General features: G+C 56.5%; 10 protein-coding genes, 2 tRNA genes and 4 rRNA genes. 6 read left to right on the top strand and 10 right to left on the bottom strand.

Annotated features, from left to right (window positions below):
* The first annotated feature begins 20 nt into the window (after nucleotides 1-20).
* The gene (locus tag ACYZTU_RS01945) at nucleotides 21-359 is read left to right on the top strand and encodes a tryptophan synthase subunit beta (RefSeq protein WP_282383144.1); all 339 of its coding nucleotides are present in this window, start codon (nucleotides 21-23) and stop codon (nucleotides 357-359) included.
* A gap of 154 nt (nucleotides 360-513) precedes the next feature.
* Here ACYZTU_RS01945 and ACYZTU_RS01940 read toward each other — a convergent pair whose 3' ends face one another.
* The 3 genes from ACYZTU_RS01940 to lapG all read right to left on the bottom strand — a co-directional run bounded on the left by ACYZTU_RS01940 (nucleotide 514) and on the right by lapG (nucleotide 3,858).
* Nucleotides 514-789, bottom strand: coding sequence for a DUF6124 family protein (locus ACYZTU_RS01940; RefSeq protein WP_461967653.1), 276 nt, complete (start codon nucleotides 787-789; stop codon nucleotides 514-516).
* 415 nt (nucleotides 790-1,204) lie between these two features.
* On the bottom strand, nucleotides 1,205-3,151 hold the full coding sequence (lapD, locus tag ACYZTU_RS01935; protein ID WP_461967651.1) for a cyclic di-GMP receptor LapD: 1,947 nt from the start codon (nucleotides 3,149-3,151) through the stop codon (nucleotides 1,205-1,207).
* A 14-nt stretch (nucleotides 3,152-3,165) separates the two neighbouring features.
* The gene (gene lapG / locus ACYZTU_RS01930; RefSeq protein WP_461967649.1) at nucleotides 3,166-3,858 is read right to left on the bottom strand and encodes a cysteine protease LapG; all 693 of its coding nucleotides are present in this window, start codon (nucleotides 3,856-3,858) and stop codon (nucleotides 3,166-3,168) included.
* Between the two features lie 233 nt (nucleotides 3,859-4,091).
* On the opposite strand from lapG, the gene ACYZTU_RS01925 reads away from it, so the two are divergent.
* From ACYZTU_RS01925 to ACYZTU_RS01905, 5 genes are all read left to right on the top strand, one after another.
* Complete coding sequence (locus tag ACYZTU_RS01925) at nucleotides 4,092-4,802, top strand: GntR family transcriptional regulator (RefSeq protein ID WP_461967647.1); 711 nt, start codon at nucleotides 4,092-4,094, stop codon at nucleotides 4,800-4,802.
* Nucleotides 4,803-5,486: 684 nt separating this feature from the next.
* Nucleotides 5,487-6,263 carry a DUF3050 domain-containing protein gene (locus ACYZTU_RS01920; protein ID WP_461967645.1) on the top strand — a complete coding sequence of 259 codons (777 nt, stop codon included), beginning with the start codon at nucleotides 5,487-5,489 and terminating at the stop codon, nucleotides 6,261-6,263.
* Nucleotides 6,260-7,189 carry a diiron oxygenase gene (locus ACYZTU_RS01915; protein WP_461967643.1) on the top strand — a complete coding sequence of 310 codons (930 nt, stop codon included), beginning with the start codon at nucleotides 6,260-6,262 and terminating at the stop codon, nucleotides 7,187-7,189. The genes ACYZTU_RS01920 and ACYZTU_RS01915 overlap by 4 nt, the downstream gene beginning before the upstream one ends.
* A 13-nt stretch (nucleotides 7,190-7,202) precedes the next feature.
* Nucleotides 7,203-10,619, top strand: coding sequence for an amino acid adenylation domain-containing protein (locus ACYZTU_RS01910; protein WP_461967641.1), 3,417 nt, complete (start codon nucleotides 7,203-7,205; stop codon nucleotides 10,617-10,619).
* Nucleotides 10,620-10,650: 31 nt separating this feature from the next.
* A complete protein-coding gene (locus ACYZTU_RS01905; protein WP_461967639.1) occupies nucleotides 10,651-11,118 on the top strand; it encodes an SRPBCC family protein in 468 nt (155 codons plus the stop codon).
* Nucleotides 11,119-11,175: 57 nt separating this feature from the next.
* Here ACYZTU_RS01905 and ACYZTU_RS01900 read toward each other — a convergent pair whose 3' ends face one another.
* The 7 genes from ACYZTU_RS01900 to ACYZTU_RS01870 all read right to left on the bottom strand — a co-directional run bounded on the left by ACYZTU_RS01900 (nucleotide 11,176) and on the right by ACYZTU_RS01870 (nucleotide 18,980).
* On the bottom strand, nucleotides 11,176-13,056 hold the full coding sequence (locus tag ACYZTU_RS01900) for a methyl-accepting chemotaxis protein (protein ID WP_461967637.1): 1,881 nt from the start codon (nucleotides 13,054-13,056) through the stop codon (nucleotides 11,176-11,178).
* A 407-nt stretch (nucleotides 13,057-13,463) separates the two neighbouring features.
* Nucleotides 13,464-13,579: ribosomal RNA gene (rrf, locus tag ACYZTU_RS01895) — 5S ribosomal RNA — on the bottom strand.
* Nucleotides 13,580-13,685: 106 nt separating this feature from the next.
* Nucleotides 13,686-13,801 (bottom strand): 5S ribosomal RNA (gene rrf / locus ACYZTU_RS01890).
* A gap of 154 nt (nucleotides 13,802-13,955) precedes the next feature.
* Nucleotides 13,956-16,847 (bottom strand): 23S ribosomal RNA (locus ACYZTU_RS01885).
* Between the two features lie 250 nt (nucleotides 16,848-17,097).
* A tRNA-Ala gene (locus ACYZTU_RS01880) sits at nucleotides 17,098-17,173 on the bottom strand.
* Nucleotides 17,174-17,203: 30 nt separating this feature from the next.
* Nucleotides 17,204-17,280, bottom strand: a tRNA-Ile gene (locus tag ACYZTU_RS01875).
* 161 nt (nucleotides 17,281-17,441) lie between these two features.
* Nucleotides 17,442-18,980: ribosomal RNA gene (locus tag ACYZTU_RS01870) — 16S ribosomal RNA — on the bottom strand.
* The 16S, 23S and 5S rRNA genes sit together here with 2 tRNA genes alongside, the layout of an rRNA operon.
* Nucleotides 18,981-19,139: the final 159 nt, after the last annotated feature.

Genomic DNA, 19,139 nt, shown 5'->3' with positions numbered 1-19,139 from the left:
CCATTTCCGAGGGATGCTCAATGTTCTACGTGCAACGCGATGCGCAAGGTCAGTTAGTGCGCGTGGAAGCTGCGGCCTACGCCGAGGCCACGGAAACGCTGCCGGCCGACCACCATGAAATCCAGGACTGGTACGCCAACGAGGTAGTGGAAACCAGCCTCAAACAGCTCAAGCAGAGCGACCTGGAAATGATCCGGGTACTCGACGACTTGATTCAAGTGTTAACCAGTAAAGGCGTGATCCGCGTCACCGACCTGCCGGCCGCCGCCCAGGCCAAGCTGATGGACCGGTCACACGCCCGTGAAGCGCTGGGTGGGTTGAGCCATTTGATCGATGATGACGAGACGGGGTTGATCTAACTCCAGACGCTGATCGTTCCCACGCGCAGCAAAGGAATGCCTCAAGGGACGCTCCGCGTTCCGGCCTCACCGCTGGTGTTGCGCCTGACACTGTTGTGACGCAGAGCGTCACGGGCTGCATTCCCACGCAGAGCGTGGGAACGATCAATGTGCGCTAAACTTTGACCGGATCCGGCGCCAACTCTGGCGACTCAAGGTGATCCAGCGCCCGCTCCACCATTAAATGAACCCCATCGGCCATTCGGCTAATCGCCAGCGCGATGCAACGGCGTGAGCCTTCTACGTCGTCGGCCAGGTCGACGGCGATGGCGCTGATGGAAAGCAGGTCTTCGGAGGCGTTGGCTAGAAGGGCTTCGGTGCCGATGTCGGGGGAGACGGTAAAGAGATAGCCTTTGCGGGGTTCGGGCGGATTCGGCGTTACTTTGAACATGTTGTATCTCCATCTGTGTATTGGGAGCTACTACCGTTCGCTTGCACGCGAATAGGGTGGCAGCTGTGCGCGAGTGTGCAAGACCGGGCAGACGGACCCCGGCAGATAATTCTCGAAAGAAAGATCTCCCGCGCACAGCCACCATAAAACAGGCACTGCGAGCATGAGTTGCTCGCCAAGTAACCAATGGCGTTGCGCGTCGTCTTTTACCCGGACTTGCACGTCCGTGTCACCGATTATTCAGTGACAAAGCCAGACTAGACCTCGCAATTGGCCGAAACAAGTTCAGCAACACCGCTACAACTTGAAGGAAATCTCCTAGGACCTGCCCCCCGCCGACGTTGCGCCTGGCACCGATGTGACGCGGAGCGTCACGGGCTGCATTGCCACGCAGAGCGTGGGAATGATCAGTGAGTTACCCCCAAGGCTTCGGCTCACCAAACAACTGCCCCTGAACCCCATACAACCCCATCTCACGAATCACCATCAACTCCCCTTCCGTCTCGACCCGCTCGGCAATCAACGGCAGATCAATGCTGTGCGCCGCCCGCTGAATCGCCTCGATGAACAATCGCTTGTCACTCTCCTGATCAATCGCCCGGATATAACTGCCGTCGATCTTCAGGTACGCCAACCCAAGCCGCGCCAAGTTGCCGATCATGCTGAAGCGCCCGCCAAAGCGTTGCAGGCTCAGGGAGAACCCGAGTTCGTGCAGACGTCGCGTCAGCTCTTCCAGCATGGCTTGATCCGGCAGCTGCTCCTCGCCGATTTCCAGGGTCAATCGCTCTCCGAGATTCGAATGCTGGCGCAGTCTTTCAAATACTTTATTCAACGCCTGCGGGTCGGCCAACGTCGATGAAGACAGGTTCAGCGCCAGCGACTCTTCATGGTCGGCCATCTGCTCAAGCACCAGCTCCAACATCAGCCGGTCCAACCGCGCGGTCCAGCCAAAGCGCTCGAGCCACGGCAGGAAGCGCCCGGCGGGAATGGTCTGGCCCTCGTCGTCGATCAGACGCGACAGCACCTTGTAATGCAGCACCAACTGCGTGTCCTGGGCGGCAACGACCGGTTGGAAATACAGTTCGAAACGCTTCTGATCCAACGCCTGATCCAGCAAGTTGTGCCAGGCATGATGGTCATCACCGACGCTGGCCGAGGCGCTGTGATCGAGGCACGCCCAGCTCGGTTCTCCCTGGCTTTCCGCCTGAGCCAACGCCTGATCGCCCAGCCCAAGCACGGCTTGCGGCAAGTCACCATAAACAAACGGCGCCAGCCCGATCGAGGCCACCGAGGCGACATCGGTGGCGCCCGTCGCATGCAGACTCGCCAGCGCACTGTCGAGGTTCTGCGCCAGTTGCAGCGCTTCTTCGCGCACCAGCCCCGGTGCCAGCACGGCGAACTCGCCGCCGCGAATCCGCGTCACGAGGTTCAGGGTTTCCGGGTATTTGGCGCACTCTCGGGACAGCTGCTCACCCACCGCTATCAACAATTGGTCGGTGCGTTGACCGCCCAACCGCTGGTTCAACCCGGCCAGGTCCTTGACCCGCAACAACAGCAAATAACCGGAACTCGCCTGCTCCGGATTGCTCACCCGGGCGTTCAACTGCATTTCGAAATAGCGACGATTAGCCAGGCCTGTCAGGTTGTCCTGATAGGATTCGACGCGCAGTTTTTCACTACGCACGGCCTGCTCCTGAAACAACGCCTTGAGCTTCTCGACCATTTGATTCATAGCCTGCACCACGCGGCGCAGTTCGGGTGTGCGCGGCAGTTCCGGCAGGCTGAGGAATTCGCGGCGAGCGATGGCGTGGGATTGCTTGACCATGTAATCCAGCGGCTTCAGTTGCCGGCGCAACAACAGCGCGCCCAGCACCGCGCTCACCGCACCGCAGATCAGCAACCAACCAAGACTGCCCAGCGCGCTTTGCCAGAGTTTTGCCAACGCGAACATCGGATGGCTGACCACCTCGACCCGCGCCGCCTGCTCCCAGCCACGGCTGACGAGGGCATCACCACCGGCCGCTTCCAACCCGATCATTTTGACAAACCAGTCCGGCACGTTGTTCACCGCTGGAATGCCGCTGCGCTCGACGATGGTCTGATCAGTCTTGAGGTCGACCACGCGGATGCTCGCGTAGTAACCGCTGTCGAAGATTGAACTGACCAGCAACTCGACCATCGCCGGGTCGTCGATGTTCGGCGTCAGGGACAGCGCCAATGCGGTCGCGGCATCCTGGGCGTGGGAGCGCAACTGGTTGACGTACTGGGTGCGCGAGCTTTCCAGGCTGACCACGAAGCTACCGGTGAAGGCGATCACCAGGAACAGACAGATAGCGATCAACAGCTGTTTGAACAAAGACATCTGAGCGCGTGCTCCTAGTTAGTCGTCTCGACCGGGAAACCTTCGGCCTGCATTTTTTTCAGCACATCCTGCCAACGAGACAGGCGTTTGGTGTCACCGACTTTCTTGTTGCCCTTGGCGCCCGGCAACCACAACCCTTCGGCATTAAAAGAGTAGACCGGCAGCAAATCGGTTCGTTGGCTGGCCGGTTTGATCACGTCGATCAAGCTGTCGAGTACCAGCGGCATGGCCTCGGCGCTTGAGTAGTAGGTCAACACCATGTGCGCCCGATTCAGGCGCAAAGCCTTGACGTACGTAATGCGCAGCTTGTCACTGGAAACGCCGAGATGGCGCAGGCTGAAATACTTGGCGATCGCGTAATCTTCGCAATCGCCGGCGCCCTTCCACAGGGCCTCGATGGGCGTTTCCCAATAATCGACCTCGTGCCACAGGTCGATGTCTTCCTCATAGCGCATCTGCTTGTTGAAAAATTGGTTGACCACTTTAAGCTGTTCGAGCTCGTTGACCTGCTTTTGCGTAGACAATAAGTGCTGCCAGGCATCAATCCGTTGCTGCCCTTCGCCCAACGGCCCGTACAATGCCTGCGCGCGACGGCTGATCAGCGAAAAATCCCAATCGGCATGCAGCCCGCCCAGCATAACGCCGGCCAGCAGCAACCCGCAGCACAGCCAGCGCAAAGTCCGAGGGATCGCGAAACGTACCGCCAATGCGAGGCATCCAGGTCAGGCAGGTGGGAAAGCGTTTGATGGTGCAGGTTAGCTCGGTAAAAAACAATGGCACGGTGAGATCACTGGTAGCGCGCTAAACTTTGTATGGCAGGTGTCATTAAAAACATCGTGGCCACCACAGGCTGCGACCTTGTGTACGTTTGACAACCTGTCAGGCAGTCACTAGTGTCCTTTGGATCCAAATTTATTTCAGTCAATCAGGGTGCGTAGTTGTGACACAGAAGCCCAATCCTCTGAACAGCATCAAGGTCAACGGGCCGATACCGGCTCATCTGGCACGCTCGGTGATCGAAGAAACCCTGCGTTCGGCCATTCTCGACGGTCGCATTCCCTGCGGCACCGCCCTGCGTCAGCAAGATTTGGCCGATCTTTTCGGTGTCAGCCGCATGCCGGTGCGCGAAGCCTTGCGCCAGCTCGAAGCCCAGGCGCTGCTTAACGTAGTCGCCCATAAAGGTGCCGTGGTCGCACCGCTGGTTCAGGGCGATGCCGTGGAAACCTATGCACTGCGGATCCTGCTGGAATCCGAAACGCTGCGCCTATCGATTCCACTGCTTGAGAAGGAAGACTTCGAACAGGCTGCCCGTCATATCGACGACATGGAAACGGAACACAACTACACAGAGATCGGCCGGCTCAACCGGCTCTTCCACATGTCGCTGTACGGAAAGACGCCGAACCAGCGGCTGTTGAGGTTGGTGGAAGACGGATTGAACGAAGAGGAGCGCTTCCTGCGCTTCAACCTGGAAGCCATGGGCCTGGGCAAACTGTCCCAGGAAGATCACCGGGCGCTTTTGCGAGCCGTCGAAGACCGGGACGTCGAAGGCTCGGTGAAGATACTCGAACAACACCTCAATCGGGGCGTCGAGGTCATCACACGCTACCTCAACAGCCCTGAAGCACTGAACAAAAAAACCTCCCGGTAAAAAACGACGGCAAGCCTGAGCGAGCAGATCGAACTGCTCGTTTTCGCTTGTCGCGACTGCGCTGCGCCCCTCTCCAAAGCCCTGCCCTCGATTTACCCCTCTGAAGATTCAATATTGACCCCGAGTAGATAACGCGTCGGTGATAGCGGCTGCCTTGAATTACGCTCACTCTTGGCCGGTCAACGAATAATGAACGGGCGACGCATCGCGCGAGCGGAGCAGTCCCCGCACCAAGAACCTACGGAAGGAGTCTTGCCACGGGAAAGGAAGAACCGGCGTTGATCCCAGTCAACTTCCGCCCCCTCAGATCACTTCAGCGATTCAAGTAGAAAGTTGCTTCGAGTGAGGCATTCACTCTTATTTATATTCTGACCCTTATCAGTCGGAAGGAGTAACTACGCCAAAATAAAACTTAAAACAAAAGTCTTATTGAAACTTCTCGCGCCGAACAAACATGAACTTTTAATTAATTAAAAAAAACTTGCCAGAAACTTTATTCGTGTATAAGTTTTCCTCCGCCGCCCTTGAATACAGGCAGCAAACCTTACCTGGCAACTTACTTTAAACGCACATAGATCAATTAGCTTCAGGCATTCGCTCGCCCATAGAAAACTTAAACCGTCAGTCACTTATTGATCACAGCACCCTCAACGGCATGTCAGATCACTTCTTATAGGCTCACTCATGAAAACAAATAAAGATCGCCTCAATCAGAAGAAAGCAGAACTTAGTGCGCACCCGATCTTCTCCGAAATACATTCGCTGTCGGTACTTCAACGCTTCATGGAAACCCATGTGTTTGCAGTCTGGGATTTCATGTCACTGACCAAACGCCTGCAGCAGGAACTGACCTGCGTTCAGCTGCCCTGGCTGCCACCGCGAGATCCGCAGGCAGCGCGCTTGATCAACGAGATCGTGCTGGGTGAAGAGTCCGATGATCGTCCGGCTCACGGTCACTACAGTCATTTCGAGTTGTACCTGGATGCGATGCGCGAAGTCGGTGCCAGCACGGTCGCGGTCGAGCGCTTCGTGACACTGCAAAAGGAAGGGGTGAGCTATGACGTGGCGCTGCAAAGTGTGGACGTCGACCCGGCCGCCGCCCGGTTCGTGCGCCACACCTTGCACACCGCGCTGCATGCGCCTGGCCATAGCGTTGCGGCGGTGTTCCTGCATGGCCGGGAAAGTGTGATTCCGCAGATGTTCCAACGGATTCTCGATGATTGGGGCATTGGCCTCGATCAAGCGCCGACCTTTCGCTACTACCTTGAGCGCCACATCGAAGTCGACTCCGAAGACCATGGCCCGGCGGCGGAAAAACTTCTCGCCCGGCTGGTCGATGGCGATCCGCAGCGCGAAGAAGACGTCTATGCCAGCGCCATCGCCGCCGTGGAAAGCCGCATCGCCTTGTGGGACGGCCTGCGTCTGAGCATGAGCGAACCTCTGCCTGAGGTGATCGCATGAACGCCGCCGACTACCAATCCTTCGCCGATGCCTGGGAAAGCCGCGCGACCATTCGTACCCGCCCCCGGCGCGTGCTGGAGAACGACGACAAGCTGATCTACCCGTTGAGCCGCCAACCGTTGGTGCTGAGCGAAACCTTCCTGCGCGAATGCCCGGAACAGCGCGACTTTGCACTGGTGCAGACGCTCTACAAATTCATCAACGACGTGGTGATTTTCGAAACCGAAATCGTCGACAAGACTGCCCGCAGCATCGCCAAAAATCGCTTCGCCGTGGCCTTCCCGTTCGCCTGCCGCTACGACGCCATGACCGTGGTGGTGGACGAGGATTACCACGCGCTGGTGGCGATGGACTTCATGCAACAGACCGTCGCCATGACCGGCATCACGCCCATCAACCTGCCGGATGAAATCGAACTCAGCCGAGCCATTCCAGCGGCCGTGTCGCTCGCCCCGGATCACCTGCGCAGCGCCGTGGAATTGATCTGTGTGGCCATTGCCGAGAACACCGTGACCGGCGATGTCGCGGCGTTTGCCAAGGACGACACGGTCAAGCAGTCGATCAAGGGCCTGATGGCCGATCACCTGCTCGACGAAGGTCGCCACTCCGGGTTCTGGGCGCGGTTGGTGCGCATCTACTGGCACACCGCGAGCGAAGACGACCGCCGATGCATCGCACAAATCCTGCCGATATTCATCGGCCATTACCTGACCAACGACATCCAGAAGTCGTTCGACTTCCGGCTGATCGAGTCCTTGAAGATCAGCGATGCCGCGCGCCACGCACTCAAGAGCGAAGTGTCGGGGCTGGCCTTCCCGATCAATCGCCATCACCCGCTGGTCGCCAACATCGTGCGGTTTTTCCGCAGCAGTTCGCTGCTCGACTCGCCGTGCGTGCAAGACGCCCTCAGCGATTACCTGGTTTAACGAGGAGCACATCATGAGACGTCTCGACATTCTGCTCATTGGACAAAGCCAGGCCCTGACCGACCTGGCGCTGGAACTTGAACAACACGGTCATTCGCTGGTGCGCCTGACTGCCGTCGACAAGCTGCCGTTGGGTAACGCTGATTTGCTGATCGACGACGCCAGCCTGCCTGTTCAAGAGCTCGGCGATGCGCCGCGACTGACGCTGAAAATGGGTATCGGTGAGCCTGGAGTTTCTGGCCTGCCGCCGCTGGACTTGCTGTGCACGTACGGTTTGACGCTGTTCACTCGCGTGTCGATCACCGACGAACCTTCGGGTAACGGCGAGGCATTGCGCCTGCGGGCAGTGGAGGAACTGGTCAATCACGTGGCGCTGCTGGTCAGCCGTTACTCTCGCGATGCCGACTATTTTCTGCTGGCCGACTCTGCGGCTCCCCCTCACTTCGGGCTCGTGGAAAACCTGCTCTATTTGGAGAGCCTCGCGTTTTTCCATCGGCTCAATATCACGGCTGCACCCGCGCTGCTGGAGCTCAGCCAAATTCCGCTGATTGAGCGCCTTGAGCAGCGCTTCATCCAGTGTGCCGAACGACCCGCGTTGAACGTTGCCGGCACGTCCCTGAGCTATCGGCATTTGCACGCCCACAGCCGTGCGATCCAGCAGCGATTGCTGCCGTTGCTCGCTCGGCATCAAGGGCCGTTGGTCGTCGGGATTTGCCTGCCAAAATGCAGCGCGCTGTATGCGGGAATTCTGGCGATTCTCGGCAGCGGCGCGGTGTATTTGCCGCTGGAGCCGAGCCATCCCCTGCAACGCCAGCAGTACATCCTGGAAAACGCCGGGGCCGTGTTGTTGCTGCATGACGGTGAACATCCGCTCGCGGCGCAAATGCCGGGAATCGACATCAGCCGCATCGACATCGGTGACATGGATCTCGATCAACCCTTAATGCGTCAACGACCCGATCCAGGCGCGCCGTGCATGGCGCTCTACACCTCGGGCACCACCGGCCATCCCAAAGGTGTGTTGCTCAGTCAGGCCAACCTCGCGCACTTCACCGCGTGGTACGCCGACTACGTGCAGCTGACCGAGCAGAGTCGGGTGCTGCAGTTTTCGTCATTGAGTTTCGACTCGTCGCTGATCGATATCTTCCCGACCCTGCTCCAGGGCGCCGAGCTGATCGTACCCAGCGACGATCAGCGCCGCGATCCGCTGCAACTGGTCGAGCTGATCCGCCATCAACAACTGAGTCACGCCTTTCTACCGCCGGCGTTGTTGAGCATCCTGCCGCTGGATCAATTGCAATGCCTCGATCACGTGATGACGGGCGGCGATGTCTGCGAACCCTACGTCATCGAGCAGCTCAGCCGTCAGGGCAACCTCTACAACCTCTATGGCCCTACCGAAGCGACAGTGTTGATTACCGCGCGGCAACTGCGCCCCGGCGACAACAACCGCACCCTTGGCGCGCCAATCGCCAACAGTCAGGTGCTGATTCTCGATGAGGATTTTGAACCGGTGGCCGAACAGACGGTCGGTGAGTTGTACATCGTCGGGCCAGGCGTATGCCTGGGCTACCTGAACAATCCGCAGCAGACCGCCGAACGCTATCTGAACCTGAGCCTGCCGAATGGCCGGATGCTGCGCGTTTATCGCACCGGCGACATGGCGAAGTGGACCCGCGACGGCATTGAGCTGTGCGGGCGACGAGACAATCAGGTGAAGATTCGCGGCTTTCGGGTCGAGCCGGAAGAGATCGAACGCTGCTTGCGCGACAGTCAGCTGTACCGCCAGGTGGCGGTGGTCATCGACAGCCAGCGACGGATTCTGGCCTTCCTCGCGCAGCCTCAGGAGGATCAACCCGGCACCGCTCGCAATGCGTTGAAAGCCCACTCGATGCAGTTTTTGCCGGATTACATGCAGCCCACAGCGTGGACCGAACTACCGAGCATGCCGTTCGCCAGCAACGGCAAAGTCGACCGCAAGGCGCTGCTGGCGATGCCCGTGAATGTCTCCGAAAACACTTTGCGGCGTTTGCCCGCCAGTGCCGATGAGGCGCTGTTGTTGGAGATCTGGGCTGAGCTGCTAGAACTGCCGGCCAGCGATATTTCTACCGACGAAAGTTTCTTTAACCTGGGCGGTCACTCGATCCTGCTGTCGCGCATGCTTTTGCGCTTGCGGGAAGCGTTCGGTCGCAGCATCTCGATCAACCGCTTCATCGAATTGCCGACCATCGCGAAGTTGGCGACCTTGGTGCGTGGCTCCAGCACCGAAGAGGTGCTGAGCGCGCAGGCCATGGCCGATGCCTTCCGTGAACTGGATATCCAGCCGTTGCCAGTCAACCGCATGGGCGATGTGCACAGGGTGATCGTTACCGGCGCCAACAGCTTTGTCGGCGTGCACATCGTCGAAGCATTGCTGGCCTGGGGCGCCAGCGAAGTCGCCTGCCTGGTGCGCGATGGCGGTGGGCAATCGGCGGCCGAGCGTTTTGCCCATGCGTTGCGAGAAAATCGTCTGGAGCATCTGGACCTGAGCCGAGTGCGGGTTTACGCGGCGGACATTACTCGTCCTTCATTGGGGCTCGAAGCGGATGTTTACGAGCGACTGGATCGGCAATTCGGCGCGTTGGTGCACAACGCCGCCAACGTCAATCACGTACTCGATTACGAGTCGCTGGCGCGGGATAACGTTGAGCCGATTTTCGAGTGCCTTCGGTTGTGTGAAGGGCGCAGCAAAAAGATCTTCAATTTTGTCTCTACGCTCTCGGCCTCCAGCACGATTGCCGCCGATGGCCGGGTGCTGGAATTGCCCGCCGCGCAGACCCCGCCGATCTACATCAAGAACGGCTACAACCTGTCCAAATGGGTCGGTGAGCGGATCCTCGAACGGGCTCGCGAGCGTGGCGTACGGGTCAATCTTTATCGCCCCGGCAACATCAGTTTCAACAGCCTCACGGGTGTCTGCCAGCCTCACAAGAATCGCTTGATGCTGATGCTCAAAGGCTCGATACAGCTCGGCCAGGTGCCGGAGTTCACGCTGAATTTCGACCTGATGCCGGTGGACTTTCTAGCCCGGTTCATCGCCTTCCATGCCAGCCGTTATCAGCCTGAAAAAGCAGTGTTCAACCTGCACAACCCCGAGCCTCTGAGCTGGGACAACTACGTCGGGTCATTTCGTGAGGCCGGTCGGGAGTTTTCCATGGTCAGCGTCGCCGACTGGCAGCAGCAATTGGGCCGGGTCGACAGCGACAACGCATTGTTCGGCGTGCTCGGTTTTTACCTCAACGGTTTCGAAGAAGACATCGGCGACATCTCAATGATCGGCCACGACAACGCCCAGGCCGGCGTCCGGCAGATGGGCGCGCACTACCCGCAAAAGTCCCCGGCGCTGCTGCGTCGCGGCTGCGACTACCTCAAAGAAATCAATTTCATCTGATTCAATCCAACCCCAAGAATGGAGCAAGACCATGAGCACTCTGCAACCCGATACCCTGATCAAAAATCCTCAAGGCTGCCACGTGGTGTCCTCGGTGGAAGTGCCGGCCGATGCCGAGAAAGTCTGGGCAGTGGTCGGTAACTTTGCCGGCTTCGATCAATTCATTCCGGCGCTGTCGCACATCGAAATGACTGGTGAAGGCGTGTCGTCCCTGCGCAAGAAATTCTTCAAGGACGGCAACCTGGTGGTCGAGCAACTCAACTCGCGGGATGACCAGGCATTGAACATGACGTGGACCACGATCTACAACACCCTGGGCGTGGCCAACTTGTGGGCGGCGATGAGTGTCCATCCGCTGGATGCGGGTAAGTCGCGGGCGACCTGGACCATCATCGCCGAACCCGCACAGGGCGGTGCCGAGGCGTTGCCGGGGTTCAAGGACTTCGTTCAGGGCTTTGCCGATGATGCAATGAACAATGTGCTGACACTGTTTGTGTAAGGCATAAGAAAGCCCGCTGCGGATCACTCCACAGCGGGCTTCTTTTACATCGTTTGATCAGATTTTGAAGCTATCAACCAATTGCTTCAACCGATTCGCCTGCAGGGACAACGCATCGCAATCCTTCAACGTTTCATTGAGGTTGGCCACGCTCTGCTGATTCAGCAAGTTGATCTGGTTAACGTCGACGTTGAGGGTTTCCACGACCGCCGTCTGCTCTTCGGTCGCCGCGGCCACCGACTGGTTCATACCGTCGATTTCGCCGATGCGCTGGGTCACGCTGACTAATCGCAAGCCAGCCTGGTTCGCCACTTCGACGCTCTGTTCGCTGGAGGCCTGACTGGCGTTCATAGTCGTCACCGCTTCGCGAGAGCCGATCTGCAGCGAGGTGATCATCTTGTGGATCTCCTCCGCTGATTCCTGAGTACGGTGAGCGAGGTTACGCACTTCGTCCGCCACCACCGCGAAACCACGACCGGCTTCACCGGCACGGGCCGCTTCGATGGCTGCGTTGAGCGCGAGCAAGTTGGTTTGCTGGGAGATGCCTTTGATCACATCCAGAATGTGCCCGATGTTGTCGGTGCTGGCGTTCAGGGTTTCGATCTGAGTGCAGGACAGGCTGATTTTCTGCGACAACTCGGTCATCGCCAGAATGGTTTTCTCCACCACCTGCCGACCGTCATCGGCCTGCTCGCTCGCACCGCTGGCGTGCTGGGAAGCATCGGCGGCATTGCGGGCGATTTCCTGGGTGGCGGCGCCCAATTGATTAATCGCCGCGGCTACGCTGTTGGTGCGGGCGCTTTGCTCGTCGGAGCCGACGATCGAGGCGTTGGACGAGGCCATCACCCGTTGCGACAGGTCGTGAACCTGACGGGTTGCCGATGACACTTCGGAAATCGACGCGTGAATTCGCTCCACGAACTGGTTGAACGAACCGCCCAGCTCACCGAACTCGTCTTTACTTTCCACGGCCAGGCGACGGGTCAGGTCGCCCTCACCTTGGGCAATGTCCTGCATCGCACGGCCCATGGTGGTCAGTGGACGCATCAATACATTGATCAGCAGGCTCAGCAGCACCGCAATGGCCGTCACGGCGATAAACATCGCGATCAGCGCAGAAGTGCGGAATTGGCTGAGTGGCGCGTAGGCCTTGTCCTTGTCGATCGACAGACCGATGTACCACTCGGCATTCGGCAGACCACTGACCGGCGTGAACGAAAGGATACGGTCCTGCTTGTTCAGGGTGACTTCTTGATTGCCCTTCTCGATGCGCACGCCGGCGTTCGGGTAGATGTCCTTCAGGTTTTTCATCACCTGGTCTTTGTCCGGGCTGACGATCACCTGACCGTCGGCGCTGACCAGGAACGCGTGGCCGATGCCACCGAAGTCCACCGAGTTGATGATCTTCACCAGTGTTTCCAGGCTCAGGTCACCACCGACCACGCCGAGCAACTCGCCGTTCTTTTTCACCGGCAGGGCGATGGTCACCACCAGGCCACCGACGGCAGCCATGTAAGGCGGGGTCAGCATGGTTTTGTCGGCAGCCATCGCTTGTTTGTACCAGGGACGCTGACGCGGATCGTAACCGTCAGGCATCTTCGCGTCCGGGCGCTGAGTGAACACGCCGTTGGCCTGGCCCACGTAGGTGAACTGGAAGTTCGAGGTGAGGGTCGGTTGATTGACAAGCCCCGGGAGGTCGGCATTGGCGCCTTGATGTGCAACATTCTGCGCGAGGTTTTCCAACACCAGCACACGGCCGCTCATCCAGTTCTGCACGCTGCTGGCGGTCAGATCGCCAGCTTGCTGGACGCTCGATTCAAGGCTTTCACGGATGGTATTTCGCTGCAGATAGTCGTTGTACAAAGTGAACAACGCAAAAGCCAGCACCACGACGCCGGAGGCGGCCAGCAGGATTTTATGACTGAATTTGAGATTCATTTCATGCGACTTCTTATGCAAAAAGTGGGGATGCGTTACGGAGTGCAACATTCCATGTAACAGCGCAGCCAGTGCTCTGGGGCCGCTCTACGTTGGTGCACGCATGTCTCATCAGTCTGTCGGCACAAACCGGAGAAAACTTAGGGGTTTGTACGAAATGGTCGGCATTCCTGTCAGATACCCGCCGAACGGCGTGCCAGAGCGCTCATCAGCCTTTTTGTAAGAACGGTTATTCGTACGGGCGCAACCCACCGCTATGAGTACGTGTTACGCAGCTTCAACGATGGTTCGGTAGATAACATCTCTCTGGATGTCTTGATGTTCGACTATGGCGCCACTGAGCTTTTAGCCAGCCCAGAACGACAAAACCCCTGTCTGCGTTAGCAGACAGGGGTTTCGGAATTCAATCTTGACGATGACCTACTCTCGCATGGGGAAACCCCACACTACCATCGGCGATGCATCGTTTCACTGCTGAGTTCGGGATGGGATCAGGTGGTTCCAATGCTCTATGGTCGTCAAGAAATTCTGTGACCAGCCCGTTACAGCGTAACGTGCCAGCAAAATTGGTGACTTATACTAAAACAAAACCCCTACCTGCATACGCAGATAGGGGTTTCGGAATTTAATCTTGACGATGACCTACTCTCACATGGGGAAACCCCACACTACCATCGGCGATGCATCGTTTCACTGCTGAGTTCGGGATGGGATCAGGTGGTTCCAATGCTCTATGGTCGTCAAGAAATTCGGTAGCCAGGTCGTGGGCCTTTGCAGGTTCACGCTCCAGCGAATGGGTATGCGATAGTTTGGTGTTTTGTGAGTATCTCGAACTTTCGGTTCGTTTCGTCTTCACACACCGCAATCTGGCCTTTCGACGCAAATTGCTTGGGTGTTATATGGTCAAGCCTCACGGGCAATTAGTATTGGTTAGCTCAACGCCTCACAGCGCTTACACACCCAACCTATCAACGTCGTAGTCTTCGACGGCCCTTCAGGGGACTCAAGGTCCCAGTGAGATCTCATCTTGAGGCTAGTTTCCCGCTTAGATGCTTTCAGCGGTTATCTATTCCGAACATAGCTACCCGGCAATGCCACTGGCGTGACAACCGGAACACCAGAGGTTCGTCCACTCCGGTCCTCTCGTACTAGGAGCAGCCCCTCTCAAATCTCAAACGTCCACGGCAGATAGGGACCGAACTGTCTCACGACGTTCTAAACCCAGCTCGCGTACCACTTTAAATGGCGAACAGCCATACCCTTGGGACCGGCTTCAGCCCCAGGATGTGATGAGCCGACATCGAGGTGCCAAACACCGCCGTCGATATGAACTCTTGGGCGGTATCAGCCTGTTATCCCCGGAGTACCTTTTATCCGTTGAGCGATGGCCCTTCCATACAGAACCACCGGATCACTAAGACCTACTTTCGTACCTGCTCGACGTGTCTGTCTCGCAGTCAAGCGCGCTTTTGCCTTTATACTCTACGACCGATTTCCGACCGGTCTGAGCGCACCTTCGTACTCCTCCGTTACTCTTTAGGAGGAGACCGCCCCAGTCAAACTACCCACCATACACTGTCCTCGATCCGGATAACGGACCTGAGTTAGAACCTCAAAGTTGCCAGGGTGGTATTTCAAGGTTGGCTCCACGCGAACTGGCGTCCACGCTTCAAAGCCTCCCACCTATCCTACACAAGCAAATTCAAAGTCCAGTGCAAAGCTATAGTAAAGGTTCACGGGGTCTTTCCGTCTAGCCGCGGATACACTGCATCTTCACAGCGATTTCAATTTCACTGAGTCTCGGGTGGAGACAGCGCCGCCATCGTTACGCCATTCGTGCAGGTCGGAACTTACCCGACAAGGAATTTCGCTACCTTAGGACCGTTATAGTTACGGCCGCCGTTTACCGGGGCTTCGATCAAGAGCTTCGCGTTAGCTAACCCCATCAATTAACCTTCCGGCACCGGGCAGGCGTCACACCCTATACGTCCACTTTCGTGTTTGCAGAGTGCTGTGTTTTTAATAAACAGTCGCAGCGGCCTGGTATCTTCGACCGGCATGGGCTTACGCAGTAAATGCTTCACCCTCACCGGCGCACCTTCTCCCGAAGTTACGGTGCCATTTTGCCTAGTTCCTTCACCCGAGTTCTCTCAAGCGCCTTGGTATTCTCTACCCAACCACCTGTGTCGGTTTGGGGTACGGTTCCTGGTTACCTGAAGCTTAGAAGCTTTTCTTGGAAGCATGGCATCAACCACTTCGTCACCCAAAGGGTAACTCGTCATCAGCTCTCGGCCTTAGACTCCCGGATTTACCTAAGAGTCCAGCCTACCACCTTAAACTTGGACAACCAACGCCAAGCTGGCCTAGCCTTCTCCGTCCCTCCATCGCAATAACCAGAAGTACAGGAATATTAACCTGTTTTCCATCGACTACGCTTTTCAGCCTCGCCTTAGGGACCGACTAACCCTGCGTCGATTAACGTTGCGCAGGAAACCTTGGTCTTTCGGCGTGGGTGTTTTTCACACCCATTGTCGTTACTCATGTCAGCATTCGCACTTCTGATACCTCCAGCAAGCTTCTCAACTCACCTTCACAGGCTTACAGAACGCTCCTCTACCGCATCACCTAAGTGATACCCGTAGCTTCGGTGTATGGTTTGAGCCCCGTTACATCTTCCGCGCAGGCCGACTCGACTAGTGAGCTATTACGCTTTCTTTAAAGGGTGGCTGCTTCTAAGCCAACCTCCTAGCTGTCTAAGCCTTCCCACATCGTTTCCCACTTAACCATAACTTTGGGACCTTAGCTGACGGTCTGGGTTGTTTCCCTTTTCACGACGGACGTTAGCACCCGCCGTGTGTCTCCCATGCTCGGCACTTGTAGGTATTCGGAGTTTGCATCGGTTTGGTAAGTCGGGATGACCCCCTAGCCGAAACAGTGCTCTACCCCCTACAGTGATACATGAGGCGCTACCTAAATAGCTTTCGAGGAGAACCAGCTATCTCCGAGCTTGATTAGCCTTTCACTCCGATCCACAGGTCATCCGCTAACTTTTCAACGGTAGTCGGTTCGGTCCTCCAGTTAGTGTTACCCAACCTTCAACCTGCCCATGGATAGATCGCCCGGTTTCGGGTCTATTCCCAGCGACTAGACGCCCTATTAAGACTCGCTTTCGCTACGCCTCCCCTATTCGGTTAAGCTCGCCACTGAAAATAAGTCGCTGACCCATTATACAAAAGGTACGCAGTCACCCAACAAAGTGGGCTCCCACTGCTTGTACGCATACGGTTTCAGGATCTATTTCACTCCCCTCTCCGGGGTTCTTTTCGCCTTTCCCTCACGGTACTAGTTCACTATCGGTCAGTCAGTAGTATTTAGCCTTGGAGGATGGTCCCCCCATATTCAGACAAAGTTTCTCGTGCTCCGTCCTACTCGATTTCATGACTAAGAGATTTTCGCGTACAGGGCTATCACCCACTATGGCCGTACTTTCCAGAACGTTCCGCTAATCTCAAAGCCACTTAAGGGCTAGTCCCCGTTCGCTCGCCACTACTAAGGGAATCTCGGTTGATTTCTTTTCCTCAGGGTACTTAGATGTTTCAGTTCCCCTGGTTCGCCTCTTAAGCCTATGTATTCAGCTTAAGATAACCATCTTATGATGGCTGGGTTCCCCCATTCAGACATCTCCGGATCAAAGTCTGTTTGCCGACTCCCCGAAGCTTTTCGCAGGCTACCACGTCTTTCATCGCCTCTGACTGCCAAGGCATCCACCGTATGCGCTTCTTCACTTGACCATATAACCCCAAGCAATCTGGTTATACTGTGAAGACGACATTCGCCGAAAATTCGATTCTTGCTCATAAAGAGCAACTCACAAATTTTACCTTAGCCTGATCCGTTACCAGTGAAAGTAACGCCCAGTCTATCTTTCTATCACATACCCAAATTTTTAAAGAACGATCTAATCAAAGACTAGAAATCAACATTCATCACCGTCTTGGTGGAATGCTCATTTCTAAGCTTTCAACAAACAGAAGCAGTTAGTGGTGGAGCCAAACGGGATCGAACCGTTGACCTCCTGCGTGCAAGGCAGGCGCTCTCCCAGCTGAGCTATGGCCCCGTATTTCTACAGGCGTTTCCCACACAAAATTGGTGGGTCTGGGCAGATTCGAACTGCCGACCTCACCCTTATCAGGGGTGCGCTCTAACCAACTGAGCTACAGACCCAATTTCGAGCTATAAGGCCGACCTCACCCTGCTCTCTACCACAAAGCATGGGGTGCGCTCTAACCAACCAAGCTACAACCCCTCAGGGCTGCTTCTTATCGTCTTCTTCAATGAATCAAGCAATTCGTGTGGGAGCTTATGGAGCAGCTGATGTCGTCGATTAAGGAGGTGATCCAGCCGCAGGTTCCCCTACGGCTACCTTGTTACGACTTCACCCCAGTCATGAATCACACCGTGGTAACCGTCCTCCCGAAGGTTAGACTAGCTACTTCTGGTGCAACCCACTCCCATGGTGTGACGGGCGGTGTGTACAAGGCCCGGGAACGTATTCACCGCGACATTCTGATTCGCGATTACTAGCGATTCCGACTTCACGCAGTCGAGTTGCAGACTGCGATCCGGACTACGATCGGTTTTCTGGGATTAGCTCCACCTCGCGGCTTGGCAACCCTCTGTACCGACCATTGTAGCACGTGTGTAGCCCAGGCCGTAAGGGCCATGATGACTTGACGTCATCCCCACCTTCCTCCGGTTTGTCACCGGCAGTCTCCTTAGAGTGCCCACCATGACGTGCTGGTAACTAAGGACAAGGGTTGCGCTCGTTACGGGACTTAACCCAACATCTCACGACACGAGCTGACGACAGCCATGCAGCACCTGTCTCAATGTTCCCGAAGGCACTCCGCTATCTCTAGCAGATTCATTGGATGTCAAGGCCTGGTAAGGTTCTTCGCGTTGCTTCGAATTAAACCACATGCTCCACCGCTTGTGCGGGCCCCCGTCAATTCATTTGAGTTTTAACCTTGCGGCCGTACTCCCCAGGCGGTCAACTTAATGCGTTAGCTGCGCCACTAAGAGCTCAAGGCTCCCAACGGCTAGTTGACATCGTTTACGGCGTGGACTACCAGGGTATCTAATCCTGTTTGCTCCCCACGCTTTCGCACCTCAGTGTCAGTATCAGTCCAGGTGGTCGCCTTCGCCACTGGTGTTCCTTCCTATATCTACGCATTTCACCGCTACACAGGAAATTCCACCACCCTCTACCATACTCTAGCTCGACAGTTTTGAATGCAGTTCCCAGGTTGAGCCCGGGGATTTCACATCCAACTTAACGAACCACCTACGCGCGCTTTACGCCCAGTAATTCCGATTAACGCTTGCACCCTCTGTATTACCGCGGCTGCTGGCACAGAGTTAGCCGGTGCTTATTCTGTCGGTAACGTCAAAACACTTACGTATTAGGTAAATGCCCTTCCTCCCAACTTAAAGTGCTTTACAATCCGAAGACCTTCTTCACACACGCGGCATGGCTGGATCAGGCTTTCGCCCATTGTCCAATATTCCCCACTGCTGCCTCCCGTAGGAGTCTGGACCGTGTCTCAGTTCCAGTGTGACTGATCATCCTCTCAGACCAGTTACGGATCGTCGCCTTGGTGAGCCATTACCTCACCAACTAGCTAATCCGACCTAGGCTCATCTGATAGCGCAAGGCCCGAAGGTCCCCTGCTTTCTCCCGTAGGACGTATGCGGTATTAGCGTCCGTTTCCGAGCGTTATCCCCCACTACCAGGCAGATTCCTAGGCATTACTCACCCGTCCGCCGCTCGCCACCAGGTACAAGTACCCGTGCTGCCGCTCGACTTGCATGTGTTAGGCCTGCCGCCAGCGTTCAATCTGAGCCATGATCAAACTCTTCAGTTCAAACATCTTTGGGTTTTTAAGAAACCCTAAACTTGGCTCAGCAATCGTTGGTTACATCTTTGATTTCTCGCGGAGTAACTTGTGATGCTGATAATCTTGTTGACTATCAGTCTGACTCCACAAGCACCCACACGAATTGCTTGATTCAGTTGTTAAAGA

It is taken from the genome of Pseudomonas sp. HLT2-19-2 (assembly GCF_054898005.1).
The sequence above is the reverse complement of the archived record's forward strand: the minus strand, read 5'-3'. Positions and strand labels throughout refer to the sequence as shown.

Coding starts and splice junctions, on each gene's coding strand:
- ACYZTU_RS01920 (WP_461967645.1), top strand. CDS start 5,487: ATGAAAACAAATAAAGATCGCCTCAATCAGAAGAAAGCAGAACTTAGT.
- ACYZTU_RS01940 (WP_461967653.1), bottom strand. CDS start 789: ATGTTCAAAGTAACGCCGAATCCGCCCGAACCCCGCAAAGGCTATCTC.
- ACYZTU_RS01910 (WP_461967641.1), top strand. CDS start 7,203: ATGAGACGTCTCGACATTCTGCTCATTGGACAAAGCCAGGCCCTGACC.
- ACYZTU_RS01945 (WP_282383144.1), top strand. CDS start 21: ATGTTCTACGTGCAACGCGATGCGCAAGGTCAGTTAGTGCGCGTGGAA.
- lapD (WP_461967651.1), bottom strand. CDS start 3,151: ATGTCTTTGTTCAAACAGCTGTTGATCGCTATCTGTCTGTTCCTGGTG.
- ACYZTU_RS01900 (WP_461967637.1), bottom strand. CDS start 13,056: ATGAATCTCAAATTCAGTCATAAAATCCTGCTGGCCGCCTCCGGCGTC.
- ACYZTU_RS01915 (WP_461967643.1), top strand. CDS start 6,260: ATGAACGCCGCCGACTACCAATCCTTCGCCGATGCCTGGGAAAGCCGC.
- ACYZTU_RS01905 (WP_461967639.1), top strand. CDS start 10,651: ATGAGCACTCTGCAACCCGATACCCTGATCAAAAATCCTCAAGGCTGC.